We start from the raw sequence: 1397 nt of genomic DNA on the forward strand, positions 1-1397 counted from the left end.
TCTTATCGTGTGAAAGGGGACTCCCCGTGAACGACCTGTTGGACACCCTGCTCGGCGAGAGCACGGGCGGGGACGTCGGCGCGCTGCCCGTCCCCGAGAGCTATCGGGCGGCGGTCGTGCTGGCCGACGAGACCGAGATGTTCGCCGGTATCCCGACCCGCGACCGCGACCCGGCCAAGGCGTTGCACGTGCAGTCCGTGCCGACGCCCGAGGTGGGACCGGACGAGGTGCTGGTGGCGGTGATGGCCAGCGCCATCAACTACAACACGGTCTGGTCGGCCATCTTCGAGCCGCTGCCCACGTTCGGTTTCCTGAGCCGTTACGGCCGCAGCGTTCCCGGCGCCCGCAAGCACGACCAGCCGTTCCACGTGGTCGGCTCGGACCTGTCGGGTGTGGTGCTGCGGGCCGGCGTGGCCGTGCGCAACGTCAAGCCGGGCGACCGGGTGGTGGCGCACTGCCTCAACGTCGAGCTGACCCAGCCCGAGGGGCACGCGGACAGCATGCTCGACCCGGAGCAGCGGATCTGGGGCTTCGAGACGAACTACGGCGGGCTCGGCGAGCTGGCCCTGGTCAAGGCCAACCAGCTGATGCCCAAGCCGGCCCACCTCACGTGGGAGGAGGCGGCCAGCTCGGGGCTGGTGCACTCCACCGCCTACCGGCAACTGGTCTCGCCCAACGGCGCCCGGATGAAACAGGGTGACGTGGTGCTGATCTGGGGGGCGGCCGGCGGCCTGGGCTCGTACGCGACCCAGCTGGTGCTCAACGGCGGCGGCATCCCGGTCTGCGTGGTGTCGAGCGAGCGCAAGGCCGAACTGGTCCGCTCGATGGGCGCCGAGCTGGTCATCGACCGGCGGGCCGAGGGCTTCGACTTCTGGCTCGACGAGCACACCCAGAACCCGTCCGAGTGGAAGCGCTTCGGGGGCCTGGTGCGCGAGCTGACCGGCGGCGACGACCCCGACATCGTCTTCGAGCACCCGGGCCGTGAGACCTTCGGGGCCAGCATCTACGTGGCCCGTCGCGGCGGCACGGTGGTGACCTGCGCGTCCACGTCGGGCTACGAGCACACCTACGACAACCGGCACCTGTGGATGCGGCTCAAGCGGATCGTCGGCACGCATTTCGCGAACTACCAGGAGGCGTGGGCGGCCAACCGGCTCATCGCCCGCGGGATGGTGCATCCGACGGTGTCGGCCACCTACTGCCTCGACGACACCGGTGTCGCGGTGTCGACGGTGCACGCCAACAAGCACGACGGCAAGGTGGGTGTGCTGTGCCTGGCCCCTTCGCCCGGCCTGGGTGTCTCGGACCCCGAGTTCCGGGCCCGGCACGAGACGCAGATCAACCGTTTCCGCTGACCCTGTCTCAGGGCCGGGAGGGTTCCCGGCCCTGAGGAACGC

The 1397-nt window shown here is 70.2% G+C and carries 1 protein-coding gene; it reads left to right on the plus strand.

Features of this window, described 5'->3' with window-relative positions; all coding sequences use genetic code 11:
* Positions 1–26: 26 nt before the first annotated feature.
* A complete protein-coding gene (ccrA, locus tag JIG36_RS29400) occupies positions 27–1355 on the plus strand; it encodes a crotonyl-CoA carboxylase/reductase (protein ID WP_203379650.1) in 1329 nt (442 codons plus the stop codon).
* Positions 1356–1397: the final 42 nt, after the last annotated feature.

This window comes from Paractinoplanes ovalisporus, assembly GCF_016834655.1.
GTDB lineage: Bacteria > Actinomycetota > Actinomycetes > Mycobacteriales > Micromonosporaceae > Actinoplanes > Actinoplanes ovalisporus.